Origin of the sequence: Neorhizobium petrolearium, from assembly GCF_029854435.1 — a bacterium.
Classification (GTDB): Bacteria; Pseudomonadota; Alphaproteobacteria; order Rhizobiales; family Rhizobiaceae; genus Neorhizobium; species Neorhizobium petrolearium.
The window spans coordinates 92,117-110,396 of record NZ_CP123001.1; the positions used below are offsets into that span (position 1 = coordinate 92,117).

The following is an 18,280-nucleotide window of genomic DNA, read 5'->3' on the forward strand; positions in this document are numbered from 1 at the left end:
ATCGCTGCATGTTTCAGACCGCAACGGTGCCGCCGTCGATCGGGATGACCGCGCCGGTCATGAAGCTGGACGCTTTCGAGCAGAGCAGCAGGGCGAGCCCCATGATCTCGTCGGTCTCTGCGATGCGGCCGAGCGGCACGGTGTCGGCGAAGGCCTTTTCGATCTCCGGCTCGCGGATGCGGCCGCCGGCGATATTGGTGCGGAACGGGCCTGGGGCGATGCCGTTCACCAGCACGTTATAGGGTGCCAGCTCCCAGGAAGCCTGCTTGACGAGGTTGACGACGGCGCCTTTGCTGGAGGCATAGGCATAACCGGTCATCGGGTCGCCCCGCAATCCGGCTATGGAGGCGATCGCGACGATGCGCCCGCTCTTCTGCTTCTTCATATGTTTGGCAGCGGATTGGATGGCGACGAAGGTGGCGGTGAGGTTCACATCCACCACCCTGTTCCACAACTCGTCACTGACATTCTCGATGGCGCCCGCGTCGGTGCGGGAATTCGGGCCGCCGCTGATGCCGGCATTGGCGACGAGAATATCCAGATGACCGTGCTTTTCGGCGATGCCGTCGATCGTCGCACGCAGGGCAGCGCTGTCCGATACGTCGATCTGATGGCTTTCGGCGGAATAGCCCTGGCCGTTCAGCCACTGATAGGCGGCGGCGAGTGTTTCCGGGTTGAGATCGATGAGCGCGACATGCGCGCCGTTGGCCGCGAGCGTCTTGGTGATCGCCAGGCCCAGACCGCTGCCAGCTCCTGTCACCACCGCCACCTGGCCTTTCAGATCGAACAGTTTTTCCGCCTGCATTTTCTCCTCCCAGCGGCTTTGGTGAACCGGCTAGCCCTTTCCGAGAGGTGCCACCTTTGTATGCAATTGCCAAAGAAGCAAGTTAGAAATTTGCTATTATCAATCAAAATTCGACAGAGTCATATTGACCCACCCGAAAAGGTTATACAGATTGCCGCCAGTTGTGGGTGCGGAGGAGCATCTGCCATTTACGGTATCGAGCAAGCCGGGGAGGTAGGACGCCGATGAGCTTTACCGAAAGCACGGAAACCATAACCGGCTGCAATGTCCGGTTCATGCGCGGCGGCAAGGGTGCGCCGCTTCTCTTCCTGCATGGGTCGAGCGGTGCCGCGCGCTGGGCGCCGTTTATGGAAAAGCTTGCCGAAAGCCACGAGGTGATTGTGCCCGAGCATCCGGGCTTCGGTGCTTCCGGTTCACCGGAATGGCTGGACGGCATGTCCGATCTCGCCTTCTTCTATCTCGACGTCATCGACCATCTCGGTCTCGACAGGGTGAACCTCGTCGGCGGTTCGATCGGCGGCTGGCTATCGGCCGAGATCGCCGTCCGCAACCAGACGAAGCTCAATTCGCTGACCGTCGTGGCGCCGGCCGGTATTCGCGTGAAAGGATTGCGCAAAGGCGATGTCTTCATGTGGAATGCGGAGGAGACCGCCCGCAACCTCTTCCACGACCAGGCCTATGCCGAGCAGATGCTCGCCACCCCGCCCTCCAGGGAGGGGCTGGAAACCATCCTCAAGAACAAGCTGACCACGGCCAAGCTCGCCTGGGAACCGCGCTTCTATAATCCCGACCTGCACAAGTGGCTGCATCGCATCAAGGTGCCGACGCTGATTATTTGGGGTGATAGCGACAAGGTCGTGCCGGCTGGCTACGGTCCCGCCTTGCGTGACCTCATTCCCAATTCGCGTCTCGAGATCATCGAGAGTTGCGGGCACCTGCCGCAGGTCGAAAAAAGCGACCGCTTCGTCCAGCTGGTCGACGGCTTCATCCGGGAGGCAACGCGATGAAATTCTACTTCATGCACCTGATGCCCTATGCCGATCTCGATCTGTCCTATGACGAGAAGCACAATTCCGCCTGGGTGACGCTGCCGAACACCTATTTCGACCCGAAGAAGGGCCACCAGCTCTACAACCGTTATCTGGACGAACTTGAATATGCCGACCAGCTCGGCTTCGACGGCATCTGTGTCAACGAGCACCATTCGAACGCCTACGGCCTGATGCCGATCCCCGGCGTCATGGCCGGTGCACTTGCCCGCCGCACTAGGAACGTCAAGATCGCCATTCTCGGCCGCGCGCTGCCGCTCCTCAACAACCCGCTCACCGTGGCGGAAGAATTCGCCATGGTCGACAACATCACCGGCGGGCGCCTGATCGCCGGCATGGTGCGAGGCATCGGCGCGGAATACCATTCCTGGGGCGTCAACCCGGCGTTCAGCCATGAGCGCTTCCAGGAAGCACACGACCTCATCCTGCAAGCCTGGACGCAGCCCGGTCCCAGCGTCTTCGAAGGCAAGCACTACAATTTCGAATACGTGAACGTCTGGCCGCGGGTCTATCAGGACAATCCGCATCCGCCGATCTGGATTCCGAGTCAGGGGTCGAGCGAAACGATCGAGTGGGCCGCCCATCCGGACCGCAAGTACACCTATCTCCAGACCTTCGCCTCGGTTTCGACCGTCGCCCGTTATATGAAGATGTATAAGGACGTCGCCGCCGGTTACGGCTACGAGGCAACCGAGGACCAACTCGGCTGGTCGCTGCCGCTTTACGTCGCCGAAACCGACGAGATTGCCCGTAGGGAAGCCAAGCAGCATATCGAGGCCTTCCTCCAGAAGTTCCTGCGCATGCCGATGGAGATGCTGCTTCCGCCGGGTTACACCTCGGTCAAATCCATGGTCGGAGCTCTCTCCGCCAAGGCCGGCCATTCGATGAAGCAGACGATCGACAGCGTCATCGAAGAGGGCAAGTTCATCTGCGGCAGCGCGGCGACGGTGCGCGAGAGGCTGGAGGAATACCAGGCTGAGATCGGCTTCGGCCACCTCCTGACGCTCCTGCAGTTCGGCACGCTGCCGGCGGAGCTGACACGCAAGAACATGGAGATCTATTCCAAGGAAGTCATGCCGTATCTCAGGAACGTGACGGCGAAGAAGGCGGCTTAGCCCGGATCAACCCATGTTATCTGCTTCATGCTCCAGCGATCCCGAGGCTGTCGGCAGCAGCGAGAAGAGGTGGGCGTTCATGGCCGCTTGCGCCCATTCGGGGTTGCGGGCCTTCAGCGCCGAAAGGATTTCCCGGTGCTGGGCGTGGGTGCGGCGGGTGCGCATTTCTACGGGCTCGGAATAGCGGTTGAAGATCGAGGCCGGCAGCTCCAGCGACGAGGCGAGGATCTTTTCCAGCCGTGGGCTTTCGGCGGCGGACGCGATCACCGCATGAAATTCGGCATTCAGCTTGTCGAAACCTTCGAGATGTTCGTTCCAGCCGAGTTCCTCGAACTGCTTCTCCATCACCCGCTCCAGGTCCTGAAGGCGGTCGAGGTGGGTATCGGAAATCCGCGTTGCGGCGCGGCCGGCCGCATGGCCCTCCAGGATTGCGCGCAGGCGAAAAATTTCGATGGCATCGTCGAGCGAGAAATCCGCCACGATTCCGCGGCGGTAGCGTTCCAGCACCACGAGGCCTTCGGCATTCAGCCGGTTCAGCGCTTCGCGGATCGGTGTGCGGGAGACGCCGATCGTGGTGGCGAGCTGGTTTTCGAGCAGTTTGTCGCCGGAGCGCATCTCGCCGGTGAGGATCATATGCCGGATGCGGCGGTAGGCTGTTTCGACCGCACTCTGCGTCGCCCCGTCCTTGCTGCTCTCTCTGGTCATCTCGTTCTTCAAGCTGCCACCTATGGTTCGCATTCATCACGGGAAGATAAGGCAGCAGTCGATAAAGGCCAATCGCCAAAAAGTGTATACTAGCTTAGAGAAAATTATTTGATATTGGCATATAAAGCTTGACTTATCCGTAAACGGTATACAAAAATTTGATCAGGATGCCTGATAAGGCAATCGGCTTCGGCCGAGGGAGGAGGAAATGACCATGGTCCAGACCAGGAAGCCGTTCATCGTTGGCATCGGCGGCACGCAGCGCCCCGGTTCGAGCTCTGAGCTTGCCCTTCGCTATTGCCTCTCCGTCGCCGAAAGCGCCGGCGCCGAGATCGACATCATCTGCGGCGCAGCACTGGAACTGCCGCTCTTCGATCCCGGCGTTTCTCATCGCACGCCGGCCGCGCGCCGCCTCGTCCAGGCGCTCCGCCGCGCCGACGGCATCGTGATCGCGACGCCGAGTTATCACGGCGGCATGTCGGGCATGATCAAGAACGCCATCGACTATACGGAAGACATGCGCGAGGACGAGCGCTCCTATTTCGACGGTCGCGCTGTCGGCTGCATCGTCTGTGCCAGCGGCGACCAGGCGCTTGGTACGGCGCTGGCCGGGCTGCGTTCCATCGTCCATGCATTGCGCGGCTGGCCGACGCCCTACGCCGCGACGATCAAGTCCAACGACAAGCCCTTCGTCGATAGCCAGCCGGCGAAGCGCGAAGTCGCCCAGGCACTTGAAATCGTCGCCTCGCAGGTCGTCAGCTTCGCCGAAATGGCAATGGCGGCCCGCGTCGAAGAGGTCGCACCGCGCCTCGTCGCGGCCCACTGATTCCTCTTCTCTTTCATCATCACCGGAACCGCCTGGCATCTTAGGGGATGGCGGTCTTTGCGGAGTTTTCCATGAAGTTCAACTTCTTCCACCTGATGCCCTATCCGGATTATGACAAGCTGCCGCACGAGTGGCCTGTCAGCACCCACGATATCGACAGCCGGCGCATCCAGGCGCTCTACAAGGAATATGTCGACGAGATGGTCGATGCCGAGAATTACGGCTTCGATTGGGTCGGCTGCAACGAGCACCATTACAGCCCCTATGGCCTTATGGCGAACCCCAACCTGATCGCTGGCGCGCTCGCTCGCCAGACGGAGAAGGCGAAGATTGCGATCGTCGGCAACCTGCTGCCGCTGCTCAATCCAATCCGCGTTGCGGAAGAATATGCTATGATCGACGTCATGTCCGGTGGCCGCCTGATCGCCGGCTTCCTGCGCGGCATCCCGCATGAATATATCGCCTACAACATCCCGCCGAGCGAATCCCGCAGCCGGCTCCGCGAAGCGACCGAACTCATCATCAAGTGCTGGACCGAGGACGAACCCTTCGGCTGGGAGGGCGAGCACTATCAGTTCCCGGCCGTCTCCATCTGGCCGAAACCGATCCAGAAGCCCTATCCGCGCATCCTGATGTCGGCGAGCAATGAGGAATCGGCGGAATTTGTCGCCAAGACGCGGGCGATCATGGGCATTACCCTCATCCAGGATCTGGGGGCAGCCAGGAAGGCGATCGAGCACTTCAGGAATGTCTCACGCGGCTATGGCTGGGAACCGACGCCGGACGATATCCTCGTCGGCCAGCAGATCTGCATCGCCGATACAGATGAGGAGGCCAAGGAGCACATGGCCTCCGCCCAGACCTATTTCCACCAGACGCTGATGCGCCCGCAGCGCTCCGCCCAGCAACTCGTGTTGCAGCAGAGCCGCTACTATACCGGCACCGATGTCGGCGAGAATTTCCAGAAGCGGCTTGCGACGCTACGCAACCGCACCGTCGACGAGCAGATCGAGGCCGGCTCGATCATCTGCGGCAGCCCGGAATCGGTCGTCAAGCAGATCACCCGCCTCAATCAGGAACTGGGCTCCGGTCTGCTCAACCTGACCATCAAGGTCGGCAACATGCCGGGCAGCGTCGTCCGCCGTGGCATGGAACTGTTCCGCGATCGCGTCGCGCCGCACGTTGCTGGTCTTTGAGAGGAGGTTTGATCCATGACTTTTGAAATCAAGACGATCGAGCTTTCCTGCGGCAAGCTCAATTATCATGTCGGCGGCTCGGGCACGCCGGTCCTTTATCTGCACGCTGCCGGCGGCGTCATGCTCACCGAACCGCTGAAGGCGCTGACGAAGAGCCACATGGTCTACGCGCCAATCTGCCCCGGCTTCGATGGCACCGAGGGCAACGAGCGCCTGAAAACCGTGCAGGACTGGGCGGCTATGGTCGCCGAATTCGCCGAGAGGGTCGTCGCACCTCGCTTCGACGTGATCGGCTCCTCTTTCGGAAGCTGGACGGCGCTGTGGCTCGCCGCCAATAACCCGAAGATAGTCGATCACCTGATCCTGCAGGTGCCGGCCGGTTTCCGCTTCGGCGGCAAGGGCGGCCTTCCAGCCGATCCCGAAGCGCGCTTCAAGGCGCTCTATGCCCATCCGCAGAAGATCACGTCTGCACCGAAGTCGCCGGAAGTCATGGCGAATAACGGCAATACCTACGAGCGCCTCGCCAACAATGCTCAGGTTGATGAAGCGCTCAGCGCGCGCCTGCCTTCGATCGAGGCGGTGACGCTGATCCTGCTCGGCACGGAGGACAAGGTTGTGCCGGCAGAGGCAGGCGCGCACCTGAAACGCATGATCCCGACCTCGCAGCGCGCTTTCATCTTCGATGCGGCTCATTCGATCGAGGTCGACCAGCCGGAACGGACGCTCCGCCTCTGGACCGCATTCCTGAAGCGCGGCCCGGGTTATGTGCTGAATCAGGGGCCGGAAGCGGCTTGAGAGATATCCCTGGGATTTAAATTCCCCCCTCCCAGGGAAGCTTGGCCCGGACTTCGGTCGGGGCCTTTTTTCTTTTGGGGGAACGGATGGCGGCAACTTCTCCTCCGTCATCCCTGTGACAAGTACAATAACGCAGCCGGGAGGTCACGGCCACAATCGCTCAAAAGCGAGTCGCGATGGTCAATTCCGGTCGATCCCACAGTTTCAACATTGACGGATTGAGTATGTCTATTATGAATTAAGTTGCGTTTTGCATCAGGATGGCCCAAAGCCACGGGCAGACCGCCATCGTCCCGAATACGTGGCACGGTGTGCAAGGGAGGAAGAGCATGATCGGTGAAGAAGTCAGGCGCAAGGAAGATCTCCGGTTGATCACCGGCAAGGGTCAATATGCCGATGACTTGAAATACGAGAACGCGGCCTATGCCGCCTTCGTCCGTTCGCCGCACGCCCATGCGATCATCAAAAGCATCGACACCTCTGCCGCCTGCGAAATGCCGGGCGTTCTGGCCGTCCTGACCGGGGAGGATATCGTCGCGGCCGGCATCAAGCCGATTCCCCATGCGATCGGCAGCTCGCAATTCGGCTCCGACATCCGCATCAGGAACCGTGACGGTTCGGAACGCGCCCGCACTCATCATCAGGCGCTGCCCACCGACAAGGCCCGTTTTGTCGGCGAGGCGGTTGTCATGGTGGTGGCCGAATCCACCAATCTCGCCAAGGATGCGGCGGAAGCCGTGGTGATCGACTGGGAGGAATTGCCTTCCGTCGTGCGCGGCATCGATGCGATCGAGGAGGGCGCACCGCAGCTCTGGTACCACGTGCCGGGCAACAAGGCGATGGATGGTGAAGTCGGCGACAAGGCGGGCACGGATGCTGCCTTCGCCAAAGCCGCGCATGTGCTGGAATTCGAAAGCTGGGCGCAGCGCGTCACCGGCGTGCATATGGAACCGCGCTCGTCGTCCGCCGAATACGATCCCGAGACCGGCAAGTTCACCATCCACGCTTCCGGCGGCCATGGCGTCGTGATGATGCGCGAGCAGATCGCCGCTTCGATCGGTGTCGATATGGCCTTCGTGCGGGTCGTGGCGCCGCGCGATGTCGGCGGCAATTTCGGCACCCGCAACGCCACCTATCCGGAATTCGTGCTGCTGCCCTACGCCGCAAAGCTGATTGGCCGGCCGGTCAAACATCAGGCGGAGCGCATCGAGGCTTTCCTTTCGGATTTCCAGGGCCGCGACCTGCATGTTCGGGCCAGGCTGGCGCTGGACAAGGACGGCAGGTTCCTCGCCTTTCACTCGACCAACGTCAGCAATATCGGCGCGCACACGGTCTCCTACACCGCCCTCAACAAGGGCCTGCAGCTGATGACCAGCCTTTATCGCGTGCCGGTCGCGCATGTGGAATTCTTCGCGGCGATGACCAATACCGTGCCGACCATTCCCTACCGCAGCGCCGGCCGGCCGGAAGCCATGTATATCATAGAGCGGATGATCGACCTCGCCGCCCGCAAGTTCGGTTTCGATCGGGTCGAACTGCGCCGCATCAACATGATCCCGGAAGAGGAATGTCCCTATGCCAATCCGTTCGGCGTGAGCTACGACAACGGCGACTATATCGGCTGCATGGACAAGGTGCTCGCCATGGCCGACTGGAACGGTTTCGAGGCGCGCCGGGCGGAAGCGCGAAAGCGTGGAAAATATCGCGGCATCGGCCTTTCCAACTATATCGAGGGCACCAGCGGCGTGCCGCGCGAGCGCGCCGAGATCACCGTCGACCCGACATCTGGCATCGTCGATGTGGTGATCGGCACCCAGAACACGGGTCAGGGACACGAGACGGCCTTCGCCCAGCTCGTCGGCTCCTTCCTCGGCATTTCCCACGAGGTGGTGCAGATCCGCGCCAGCGACACGGATTTCGTCTCGGCCGGCGGCGGCTCGCATTCCGGCCGCTCGCTGCGCTTCTCCTCGATCGTCATGCACAAGGCGACCGCTGAGATCATCGAGCGCGGCAGGAAGGTCGCCGCTTTCATGCTGAACGTCGCGCCGGACGCGATCGACTACGCCGAAGGCCATTTTCGCGCCCGCGGTTCCAACGGCGTAGTCAGCCTGTTCGAAGCGGCGGAAGCCGCCGAAAAGGATCTCGGCCTGCCGGACGAGCTGAAGGGCGCGTTCGCGGCGATCGCCGACGAGACCACCCACGGGCTTGCCTATCCCTATGGCGCGGCCATCTGCGAGGTGGAGGTCGACCCCGACACTGGTTACTACGAGATTCCGCGCTATTCGACGGTGGACGATGTCGGCAAGGCGCTGAACCCGATGATCGTCGACGGCCAGACCCATGGCGGTATCGTGCAGGGCGCCGGCCAGGCCATGTATGAATGGTCGCATTACGACCGCGAAACCGGCCAGAACCTTTCCGCCACCTTCATGGATTATCAGATCGGGCGCGCTTCGGATTTTCCGAGCTTCTATACGGTGATCAGCGAAGTGCCGGCGAAGAGCCATCCGCTCGGCTTCCGGCCGGGCGGGGAGGGTGGTACGACCCCCTCGCTGGGCGTGGTCGTCAATGCGATCACCGATGCACTCGCCGATCTCGGCGTCACTCATATCGAAATGCCGGTGACGCCATCCCGCATCTGGCAGGCGATCCAGCAGGCCAAAGCCAATCAATAGAGGAAGAAAAGTTGTCCGAAGTCCTGATTTCCACGAAGGGGAACGTCCTCGAAATCATTCTCGACCGTCCCGACAAGGGCAATGCGCTGACGCCGGTGATGGCGGAAGCCATCACCGCCGCGCTGAAGTCGCTGTCGCCGGAAACCCGGGTCGTGCTGATGAAGGCGAACGGGCCGGACTTCTGCACCGGCCGGAGTGCGGCCATGCCGGCGCCGGGCACGCGCGCCACGGCGCTTGATCTCCGCAACGCGATCTCCGACCCGGTGCTCGATTTCTATGAAGTGTTGCGCGAGATTCCCGTGCCCTTCATTACCGCTGTTCAAGGGAAGGCTGCCGGCGTCGGCTGCGCCATCGCGGCGCTTGCTGACGTGGCAATTGCTGCCGACGGCGCCACCTTCCAGGTGCCGGAGATGAACCACGACATCGCGCCGACGCTCGTGCTTAACGCGCTCGCCGACCGCATCTCGCGCGCAGCGCTTGCCCGCCTGGTCTTTACCCGTGACGTCATTCCGGCGGCGGAAGCCAAGGTTCTTGGCCTGATCGGCATCACGGCTCCAGCCGACGGACTGGAAGCGGAAGTCGCACGCGTGGTGGGTCAGCTCGAAAAGAATTCGGTGCCGACCGTGCGCGGCATCAAGGCCTTCATCTCGATGAGTCCGGAAACCTCGTTTGCTTCGCGTAAGGAACTCGCCGCGCTGATCAACTGCGTCGCGACGGCGGAGAAGTTCAGATAAGTGCTTATTTGCCCCCATCCTAACCTTCTCTCGGCGAGCGGGGAGGGGAAGATGGCGGCAGCCGGAAGCTGAAGTTACAGCGCCAGCCCTTGTGTGACGAACGGCGTCAACGCTTCGGTCGCTGCTGGCGAAATCTGCACGATCGCCCGTGCATCCAGATCGAAGACGATGGCGATGGACTGCATCGAGCCGAATACTCGGCCGGTGAAGGGATCGACCATCCAGAAGATCAGCGACATGGTGCGCTTGTCGGTCTTCTGCAGTCCCGCCCAGATCTCGAAACAATTGCCGAGGCGGGGCGTCTCACCGTAGATGATGCGGAATTCCAGCACGGCTCCGCCGATCTTGCCGGGCCGTGCCTCCGCGTGCTCGGCAACCAGCGCCCGGATCGGTCCGGTGAGTTGTTTTACGCCGCCGCCAACCGCGCCGATGAACTTTTGCGATCCCATCCGTCCGAAGGCATCGCAAGCGTCCATCTCGATCAGGCTCATTGCCGTGCGCTTCAGGCCCAGTTCCAAGGCCCGCTCGCGCGAGGCGGTCAGCGCCACCGGTTCGTCGTCCGTGCCACGCGGCGCGGCCTCCTTCGGCGTCTCGACCAGCGAGGTCGAGGCCCTTTTCCGGAAAGCCGCCGGCCAGGGCTGCGGAGTGGTGCCGTCCGCCGCATCGACATGCGTGAGCCGCACCCGGAAGGTTGCGGCCACCTGCCCGCTTTCGCTATGATGAAGCACGAGCACGGCGAAAGCTGTCGTCTCACCAATCTCCAGGAAACCGCCGGTCATGTGCAGCGGCGCGCCGGCATGCGCTTCGCGATGGAAGCGGATATGGTGCTCGTTGAAGGCGACCGTCGTGGGCGACGAAGGGGAGAAGAGACCCGGCAGGCCGTTGAACCCGAAGAGCATGGCGAGCCCTTCATTGGCACGCGCCACGTAGTATTGCGTGTTCCAGTGGCCCATCTCGTCCACTTCCCATTGGCGCACGCTGCCGCGCCATACTTCGGTCATCTCGTCGCTCAAGCCGTTTCCCCCTGAAGCACGATGCGACCCTTGACGGCGCCTTTGAGAAGGCGGTTCATAGCGCCGTTGATGTCGGACTTCGGCACGGCTTCATAGGGAATGGCGTCGAGCTTGCCGCTTTTTGCCAGGTCCACCAGCTCACGCAATTCCTGCAGCGTGCCGGTGATGCTGCCGATGAGGCTCAAGCCCCCCTGCGCCATGCGCATGGTCGGAACGGTAAGCTGGCCGCCATACATGCCGACCATGATGATACGGCCGCCGCGCGCCAGCGCCGGGAAGGAGAAGGCGGTCGTTTCACTGTTGTTGACGAAATCGATGATGGTGCGCACCGGCCCGCCGACCGTTTCGACGATCTTCTGTGTCACGTCGCCACTGCTCGAAAGCACCGTTTTATGCGCGCCGGCTTCCAGCGCAGTCTTCAGCTTTTCTTCCGACATATCGACCACAACAATGTTCTCGTGGCCGAGCGCCTTCAGAATGACGATGCCGCTCAGGCCTAATCCGCCGGCGCCGACCACGACCACTGCCTCGTCGGGACGCATCGGCATGGCCTTGCGGATGGCGGAATAGGCGGTGAGCCCCGAGCAGGCATAGGTCGCGGCAAGCGCCGGATCGAGGTCGTCCGTGTCGATCAGGTAGCGGCTGTGCGGCACGACCACATGGCTGCCGAAACCGCCGGGCCGTTTCATGCCGAGCTGGCGGGCCTGCATGCAGAGGTTTTCCCGGCCGGTACGGCAGGTATCGCAGGTGCCGCATCCGAGCCAGGGATAAACAAGGCGACGATCGCCGATTTTCACGCCGGTCGCCTCCGATCCCACGGCGGTGACGGTGCCGAGGATCTCATGGCCGAGAGTGAGGGGCCGCGTAAGCCCGATGCTGTCGATCGACACCTTGCGGTCGCCCATGTCAAAGATGCCCTTCCAGAGGGTCAGGTCGGAATGGCAGAGCCCGCAATGGGATACCAAGATGACCACCTCGCTGCCGGTGGGTTCGGGCGTCACTTCCTCGACCTCTTTCAGCACTTCCGATGCCTCGAAGACTTTCCATGACCGCATGATGCAACTCCTCCCAGATGCGTGACACACGAGTATCAGGTCGCCTGCTATACAGCAATCGGGAAATGGCAGGAGGATTGAATCTGGGGGATACCAGCACCGCTGGGATATTCAACGTCGTTGTAAATCCAACTGAGTAGTGACGATCGTCTCTCCCGATTCCGGATCTTGGTCCAGTGTACGAATACGAAGTCCGCCGCCTCCGATTTTTTCGATCGTCATCCTGGCTTGCCGATCGCCATAGATTTCGTTGGCCCAGGTTACGTCGAGGTTAAGGGTGTTTCCCTCCCGGCTTCCGTTGAGCTTCGACGGTTTGCCTGAGACACCGACGTAATTGCCTGAATAGGATGCGCCGGATGCCTTGACAGTCGCGGTGAAGGTCCGTTTGACGACGACAAGGGCACTGCATGTGCCATTCATGGAAAAGCTGGAGCGGTCGGCATCCGATTTCATGCTGCATGAGACATCGACTTTGCCGCCGCCAAGTTTTGTAAGAACCTTTCCGCCGCCCGTCCACTGTCCTTCTATCGACTGCAGGAAGTCTTCTTCGGAGGCAAATGCGCCTGACGAAAGGCATAAGGCAACGATTAGAGCAATGGCTGAAAGAGCACGCATCGGGGGAGCGCCTTGTTGACCCATGCTAGTGAACCTCGAAATATTGAGCTTTGTTCCGCGACCGCTTCAGCTTTTCCGCCAAAAACCTGTTATGCTGGCTTTCGTCAGCATTCTGCTTCTTTCTCCCGCTCCTCCAACGCCATCTCCGCTCCGGCAATCGCCTTATCCAGCAAGGAAAGGAAAGTCTGGCGTTCTTCCGGTGAGAGGCTTCGCAAAAGGTCCGCCTCGTGTTCCGGCATCGAAGCTTCCACCAGTGCGGCCGCCTCGAGCCCGGCCCTGGTCAGCCGCAGTTCGTAGACCCGGCCGTCGTCCAGCGAACGGGTGCGTTCGACGAGCTTCTGTTTGATGAGGGGGCCAAGCGACTGGATGAGCGTCGGCGGCTCGATCCTCAGCCGCCTTGCGAGCGCGATCTGACTGATGCCGGGATGGCGGCGGATCGAGAGCAGCACGCCGCCTTGCACCGGCGTGACGGCAAGCCCGCGAGCGCGGAACCAGCCCTGCCAATGGCTGCCGAACAGCGACTGCAGCCGCCTGATGCGGATGCCGGCGACACCGGGCAGCAGGACAGCTTTGCCGGCCTCCTGGTCAGGGGCCTTCGGATCGAAACTCATTTCCTGTCCCAGTTGTCGTAGACCTTCACATCCATCGTGCCGATGCCCTCGAAAGTGCCATGCAGCATATCGCCGGCGGCGATCGGTGCAACGCCTTCCGGGGTGCCGGTCATGATGATGTCGCCGGGATAGAGCGTATAGGCCTTGGTGGTGAATTCGATCAGCTTCTGGACGTTGAAGATCAGCATCTTCGTGTTGGACTTCTGGCGTGTTTCGCCGCCGATCGTCAGCTCGAAATCAAGATTGTTCGGGTTCGGGATTTCGTCCGCGGTAACGACATAGGGGCCGAGTACGCTGAACGTGTCGAGCGACTTCCGGTAGCTGCGTTCCTCCGGGCCGCGGATGGTGATGTCGTAGCCGATCGCGTAGCCGGCGACGTAATCCAGCGCATCCGCCTCCGACACGCGAAAGGCCTTCTTGCCGATGATGACAGCGAGCTCGATCTCGTGATCGGTGCGGCGGTCGTTCCAATCGACGACGATGCCTTCCGAAGGACCGATCAGCGAGCTTACCGCTTTAAGGAAGACGCCGGCCTCGGCGATCGGCTTGATCTTCATGCCGTGATGCAGCTGGTCGCTGTCCAGCACCTCGTCCAAATGGAGCCGGTAGTTGACTGGCGCACCGACGATCTTACCGGGATTGGCAATCGGGCTCAAGAGCGCCACATCGGCGAGCTTCTTTGACGGCGCGGTCTTCGCCATGTCCTCCATGACGGGACGCAACTCGGCGAAATGCGCCATGAACTGGTCGCCATGCGGGAAGGGGTAGCGGTAGGCCGGCAGGCGGTCGAGCACGGCGGTGACGTCCTTCACCTCATCGCCGACGACCACGCCCAGACGATTATCGTCGAAGCGACAGAAACGCATTTTTCTCTCCTCAGGTTCTTTAGAAAGCGGTGCTCAGACCTTGGCGCGGTCTTCGCGGAAATAGCCGAGCTTCTCCTGCGCGACGCGATCGGAGAAGCAGAAGACGACGACGTCTTCGTTCGCCCTGAACGAGCGCCACGACCATCCGGGCACGACGATGACGTCCTTCGGGCCGAAATCGAAGGTCTTTGCCCCGATCGTGATCGAGCCGGTGCCTTCGGCGATGCACATGACGATATGGTCGGTGGAGCGTATCTTTGCCGTCTCCATGCCCTTCGGGAAGTGGCTCAGCCAGGCCGACATGGTCGGCATGGTCCAGCCGCCGTCGAGCGGGTTGGCATAGCGCAGCGTCGTGCCGATATGGGCGTCGATCTCCTCGCCGCGCGAAGACCTGTAAAGAGCCTCGCGGCTGCGCTCATAAGGGTAGTTGAAGATAGGTGTCGTCTGGCCGTAGGGGCTCGTGCCGCCGATCGGCAGCATGCCGGAACCGAAACGGAAGAACGAGTCGCCCTCCGGTCGGAGGATCTCCTGTTCGGCGTCGTTGTAGTCCTCGCGGAAGACCGCTTCGAAGAAGGCGATCATCGGGACGTCGAGACCGTCCAGCCAGGCGGCCGGGTCGGAGCCGTCATTGCCGTGGTCGTGCCAGGCCCAGACGGGCGTGATGACGAAATCGCCGAAGGCCATGCGGGTGCGCTCGCCGCCAACCGACGTATAGGCGCCGGAGCCTTCCAGCATGAAACGCAGCGCCGACGGCGTGTGACGGTGGGCAGGGGCCACTTCGCCCGGCATGATGATCTGGATGCCGGCATAAAGCGTCGAGGTGGCGCGCGACTGGCCGGGGAAGGCGGGGTTTTCGAGGATCAGCACGCGGCGTTCAGCCTCTTCCGCCGTCAGCAGGTTGCCGGATTCCAGGATCAGCGGACGGATATCATCATAGCGCCAGCGATGCGCCTCAGCCTTGGATTTCGGCTCCGGCGGCAGCATGCCCTTCATCACTTCCCAGAGCGGTGCCATGTTGTGCGGCTTCAGGCGTCCGTAGAATTCCTCGCGTTTTGCGACGGTGACTGCATCGATCTCGTGCATAGAATCCTCCCTATGGTTTCCTCAAGCCATAGATCGTAAGGTATACTAATTATTTTGAAGGCGTCAATTGATGACGATGATTGGAGGAAGAAGCGGTACGGCAGACCCAATGCGGTTTCTCCCCTGAGGGAGATGTCACTGAAAATGACAGAAGGCGGGCTTCCTCTCAGCAGTTCCGGAAACAAGGGTATGGCTATTAGGACAACGAACTATCGTCCCGCCGTGCTCCTCGCCTTTGCCGGCTTCGCCGCCACCGGCGTTTCGTTTTCCTTGCCTTTCACGCCGCGGCTGGAGGCACCGAGCCGTTCGGAAAGCCGGTGTGTTGCCGTCAGCAGCGCATCAAGCGTCTGCTTTTTCCGAGGGCCGGAGAGTTGCTTGTCGGACCCAAGAACGGTCATGGTCGCGACGATGCGGCTGCTATAGTCGAAGACCGGCGCAGCGATCGCGGCGAAACTCGAATTGATGCTGTTGACCGTCATCGCATAGCCTTGGCGGCGTACGGTCTCGACGATCTTCTGGATATCCTTCACTGTCGTGATGCGGGGGGCGAGCGAAGCAGTCTCTTCGGAATGATCCCGCTTGGCGGCGGCGATCTCGTCCTGCCGTACCGCGGCCGTCTCGCTCTCATCGAGATAAGTGAGGAAGACCTGGCCGGTCGCGGAGGTCAGGAGCGGCAGGACATAGCCAAGACGCACGGCGAGCGACCCCTGCCGTTGGCCGTCGACCTTGGAGACGATGCCCGGGCCGCGATCGCCCCAGAGCGAGAGGTACGTCGCAAAGCCGGTCGCCCGCTGAAGCGTGGCAAGTTCTTCGCGGGCGAGTTCCACGACATCGAGCTGCCGGATGGCCGACAGACCGAGCTGGATCGCAAAACGCCCGAGCCCGTAATGGCCGGTGACGGGATCCTGGAAGGCAACGCCTTCCTTGACGAAGCTGACGAGGTAGAGATGCGCCTTGGAGGGCGGCATGCCGGCAGCAGCAGCGATGTCCCGCAACGGCAGCGGACCGTTGGCCGCCTCCATGGCGCGGATCACCTGGAAGCCGACCTCGATCGACTGAATGCGGCGCTGGGTCCACTCCTCGGCTGGCTTTCCTTTATCTGATGCCATTCTAAATCCCTCATGTTCCCAGATGATTATCCTTATATTCGAATGAGGTCGAGCCTGCTTCAACTGTGGTTTTCCACAGCCCGGAACGCGGCTGCGAGATCATCCGCATCGAGTCCATGTTCCTGGTTGATCAGGAACGGGCTTTTCGCGCAGGCGAGAGCGAGGCTTTCGATCGCAGCGTCATCCACTGCCGGCAACCCGAGATCGGCGACCCTGCGCGGCATGCCGATCTCGTCGTAGAAGGAAAACAGCGTTTCGAGCTCACATTCCGAACGATCCTCGGCGATCGCCTGAACCAGCGTGCCATAGGCCGCATGTTCGCCATGCAGCGACTGCTTGCGCACCGGCTCGATGGCGCCGAGTTCGGTCGCGACCGCATGGGCGACAGAGAGCCCCGTATTCTCGAAGGCGACGGCACTCAGCCAGAGGATGGCTTCGATCACCGCTTCCAGGTCCGGCGTCACTTCGCCGGTGCCGGCGACGTGCATGGCCCCCGGCCCATGTTCGAGCAGCATGCGATAACAGAGATCGCCGAGCATCACGCCGGTTTTGAGGGGTCTTGTGCCGTGCTTGGAAAGCCCGGTCCCCTTCCAGGCGCCTTCCGCCTCGAATTTGGCGGTGAGCGCATCGCCGATGCCGCCGCGCAAGAGCCGGGCAGGGGCCTTGGCAATGATTGCCGTATCGACGATCACGAAAGCCGGATTGTCGTCCATCTGCTCGACGGCGATCATCTCATGGTTGTCGTCATAGATGACGATGCCGCGCGTTGCGGGCGCATCGGTAGAGGCGACCGTCGGCACACTGACGAAAGGCAGACCAGTGCGGCGGGCGACGCCCTTGGAGACGTCGAGTGTGCGGCCTCCGCCAATGCCGACCACCACTTCGCCGCCTTTGCGGCGTACCTCTTCGGCCAACCGGTCCATCTCTCCATGGGTGACGTCCGCATCGAAGAGGATGATCGTCGGCGCGATATCCTGCCGGGTGAGCGTCTTGGCGAGTTCGGCTTCAATGTGGGGAAAAACGGCGGCATCGCAGATGGCGACGACCGAACGGCCGAGCGTCGCTGCCTTTTCGCCGAGCAAACCGAGACTGCCGGGGCCCTGGATGTAGAAAGCAGGTGCTCGGAAAATACGTGGCATGGACTCCCCCGAAATGCTGTCACGTAGAACGCTATACAACATTATCAAAGAAATGGGAGTTTGGCGAAGGCCGAATTGACGCGCGACGTGTCTGTACCGATCGGTCGAGGATCAAGTGAGATCGGTGAGGTAGGTGTTTTCCGCCCTTGACTGGGTGTAAGCCGCTGGATTGATGTTTGCGATGATCAGTGCCTCGCCTTCGGCGGGTGCTTCGGCCAGCAGCTTGCCGTCCGGCGCGACAATGCGCGAGAGGCCCGCATAGGCGAACAATTCGTCAGAGCCTGAGTGGTTGATATAGGCGACAAAAACCTGGTTCTCGAAAGCACGGACCGGGATCATGTGGTTGGCAATGAAATCACCGGACCAGCCCTTCGGCAGCGCCGTCGGCACCACGACGAGATCGGCCCCGCCCTTTGCCAACTGGCGGACATTCTCCGGGAACTCGACGTCATAGCAGATCAGGAAGCCGAGTCTGACGCCGCCGAGGGTGACGAATACCTGACGCCGATCCTCTTGAGCGAACCATTGCCGCTCATAGGGACCATAGAGATTGCACTTGCGGTAGACCGCCGTCTGGCCATTGCCGTCCGTGAAGAAGGCACTGTTGAAGGTGGCTTCATGGGTCTCTTCGGCAAAGCCGGCAACGATGGCGATGCGGTGCCTTGCAGCGATTTCCGATAGCTGGTCCGTGACGAGGCCATGGGCCGGTGTGGCGAGATCGGGAAACCGGTCCGCGGCGCCGTAACCGGTCAGCGCCAGTTCTGGCGCGATCAGCAATGCGGCGCCCTGAGCCGCAGCCCTTTCCGCCGCGGCCCTGATCTTCGCCAGATTGGCGTCGACATCGCCGACGACCGGCTGCATCTGATAACCGGCAATTTTCATCGGTCCG

The 18,280-nt window shown here is 61.6% G+C and carries 18 protein-coding genes; 7 read left to right on the top strand and 11 right to left on the bottom strand.

The features are described from left to right. Positions 1-13: 13 nt before the first annotated feature. Positions 14-805, bottom strand: coding sequence for an SDR family NAD(P)-dependent oxidoreductase (locus QEO92_RS27300; RefSeq protein ID WP_227705340.1), 792 nt, complete (start codon positions 803-805; stop codon positions 14-16). A 224-nt stretch (positions 806-1,029) separates the two neighbouring features. Between QEO92_RS27300 and QEO92_RS27305 the strand changes: the two genes are divergently transcribed. Further along, positions 1,030-1,812: an alpha/beta fold hydrolase gene (locus QEO92_RS27305; protein WP_227705341.1), complete on the top strand. Its 783-nt coding sequence runs from the start codon at positions 1,030-1,032 to the stop codon at positions 1,810-1,812. Beyond that, positions 1,809-2,969: an LLM class flavin-dependent oxidoreductase gene (locus QEO92_RS27310; RefSeq protein ID WP_227705342.1), complete on the top strand. Its 1,161-nt coding sequence runs from the start codon at positions 1,809-1,811 to the stop codon at positions 2,967-2,969. Before QEO92_RS27305 ends, QEO92_RS27310 begins: the two co-directional genes overlap by 4 nt. 6 nt (positions 2,970-2,975) lie before the next feature. On the opposite strand, the gene QEO92_RS27315 is transcribed toward QEO92_RS27310, so the two are convergent. Continuing rightward, a complete protein-coding gene (locus QEO92_RS27315) occupies positions 2,976-3,674 on the bottom strand; it encodes a GntR family transcriptional regulator (RefSeq protein WP_227705343.1) in 699 nt (232 codons plus the stop codon). Between the two features lie 214 nt (positions 3,675-3,888). Here QEO92_RS27315 and QEO92_RS27320 point away from each other — a divergent pair, with 214 nt between their 5' ends. The 5 genes from QEO92_RS27320 to QEO92_RS27340 all read left to right on the top strand — a co-directional run bounded on the left by QEO92_RS27320 (position 3,889) and on the right by QEO92_RS27340 (position 9,900). Further along, the gene (locus tag QEO92_RS27320) at positions 3,889-4,500 is read left to right on the top strand and encodes an NADPH-dependent FMN reductase (protein ID WP_037146118.1); all 612 of its coding nucleotides are present in this window, start codon (positions 3,889-3,891) and stop codon (positions 4,498-4,500) included. 71 nt (positions 4,501-4,571) lie between these two features. Further along, positions 4,572-5,696 carry an LLM class flavin-dependent oxidoreductase gene (locus QEO92_RS27325; RefSeq protein WP_227705344.1) on the top strand — a complete coding sequence of 375 codons (1,125 nt, stop codon included), beginning with the start codon at positions 4,572-4,574 and terminating at the stop codon, positions 5,694-5,696. Between the two features lie 15 nt (positions 5,697-5,711). After that, on the top strand, positions 5,712-6,491 hold the full coding sequence (locus QEO92_RS27330) for an alpha/beta fold hydrolase (RefSeq protein WP_227705345.1): 780 nt from the start codon (positions 5,712-5,714) through the stop codon (positions 6,489-6,491). Between the two features lie 329 nt (positions 6,492-6,820). Beyond that, complete coding sequence (locus QEO92_RS27335) at positions 6,821-9,166, top strand: xanthine dehydrogenase family protein molybdopterin-binding subunit (RefSeq protein WP_227705346.1); 2,346 nt, start codon at positions 6,821-6,823, stop codon at positions 9,164-9,166. A gap of 11 nt (positions 9,167-9,177) precedes the next feature. After that, the gene (locus QEO92_RS27340) at positions 9,178-9,900 is read left to right on the top strand and encodes an enoyl-CoA hydratase/isomerase family protein (protein ID WP_227705347.1); all 723 of its coding nucleotides are present in this window, start codon (positions 9,178-9,180) and stop codon (positions 9,898-9,900) included. A gap of 74 nt (positions 9,901-9,974) precedes the next feature. On the opposite strand, the gene QEO92_RS27345 is transcribed toward QEO92_RS27340, so the two are convergent. The 9 genes from QEO92_RS27345 to QEO92_RS27385 form a co-directional block, all read right to left on the bottom strand. Continuing rightward, positions 9,975-10,901, bottom strand: a complete 927-nt coding sequence (locus QEO92_RS27345; protein ID WP_037146120.1) for an acyl-CoA thioesterase — start codon at positions 10,899-10,901, stop codon at positions 9,975-9,977. Positions 10,902-10,909: 8 nt separating this feature from the next. Then, entirely contained in the window at positions 10,910-11,968 is a 1,059-nt protein-coding gene (locus QEO92_RS27350) for an alcohol dehydrogenase (protein WP_227705348.1), read from the bottom strand. 111 nt (positions 11,969-12,079) lie between these two features. After that, on the bottom strand, positions 12,080-12,583 hold the full coding sequence (locus QEO92_RS27355) for a hypothetical protein (RefSeq protein WP_037145680.1): 504 nt from the start codon (positions 12,581-12,583) through the stop codon (positions 12,080-12,082). A 104-nt stretch (positions 12,584-12,687) separates the two neighbouring features. Beyond that, on the bottom strand, positions 12,688-13,194 hold the full coding sequence (locus QEO92_RS27360; RefSeq protein WP_037145682.1) for a MarR family winged helix-turn-helix transcriptional regulator: 507 nt from the start codon (positions 13,192-13,194) through the stop codon (positions 12,688-12,690). Further along, positions 13,191-14,060, bottom strand: a complete 870-nt coding sequence (locus tag QEO92_RS27365) for a fumarylacetoacetate hydrolase family protein (RefSeq protein WP_037145684.1) — start codon at positions 14,058-14,060, stop codon at positions 13,191-13,193. Before QEO92_RS27365 ends, QEO92_RS27360 begins: the two co-directional genes overlap by 4 nt. 33 nt (positions 14,061-14,093) lie before the next feature. Further along, complete coding sequence (gtdA, locus tag QEO92_RS27370) at positions 14,094-15,143, bottom strand: gentisate 1,2-dioxygenase (RefSeq protein ID WP_227705349.1); 1,050 nt, start codon at positions 15,141-15,143, stop codon at positions 14,094-14,096. A 209-nt stretch (positions 15,144-15,352) separates the two neighbouring features. After that, positions 15,353-16,252 (bottom strand): IclR family transcriptional regulator, encoded by a 900-nt coding sequence (locus tag QEO92_RS27375; RefSeq protein WP_037145686.1) that lies wholly within the window; start codon positions 16,250-16,252, stop codon positions 15,353-15,355. Positions 16,253-16,311: 59 nt separating this feature from the next. Next, on the bottom strand, positions 16,312-17,391 hold the full coding sequence (locus QEO92_RS27380; RefSeq protein WP_227705350.1) for an iron-containing alcohol dehydrogenase: 1,080 nt from the start codon (positions 17,389-17,391) through the stop codon (positions 16,312-16,314). A gap of 111 nt (positions 17,392-17,502) precedes the next feature. Next, positions 17,503-18,273 (bottom strand): carbon-nitrogen hydrolase family protein, encoded by a 771-nt coding sequence (locus QEO92_RS27385; protein ID WP_227705351.1) that lies wholly within the window; start codon positions 18,271-18,273, stop codon positions 17,503-17,505. Positions 18,274-18,280 lie beyond the last annotated feature (7 nt).